This is a genomic window from Aquabacterium sp. UBA2148 (assembly GCF_002328915.1).
In the GTDB taxonomy this organism is placed as follows: Bacteria; Pseudomonadota; Gammaproteobacteria; order Burkholderiales; family Burkholderiaceae_C; genus Aquabacterium; species Aquabacterium parvum.
On sequence record NZ_DCXA01000310.1, the window covers coordinates 9,155 to 9,362 of the forward strand.

The window sequence follows — 208 nt, forward strand, 5'->3', positions numbered from 1 at the left end:
GGTCAGCGTCAGCGGCTCGGCGGGGATCTGCGAGCGGCCGTGGCCGCGCGTGTCCGGGCAGATGACACGGCAGGTGCGCGCCAGCTCGTTGGCCACCTGGTCCCACATCGAGCCGTCTTGCCCCAGCGCGTGGCTGAGCACCACGGTGTGCGTGTACTCGCCGCTGCGGGGCTCGCGGAGGGTGGCGTGCAGCTTGGGGCGCGTCTGC

1 protein-coding gene is annotated in these 208 nt (G+C 73.6%); it reads right to left on the minus strand.

Going from position 1 to position 208, the window contains the following annotated elements; translation table 11 throughout:
• The coding region (locus B2W70_RS17100; RefSeq protein WP_286747635.1) for an alpha/beta fold hydrolase at positions 1-208 on the minus strand (208 nt) is incomplete at both ends.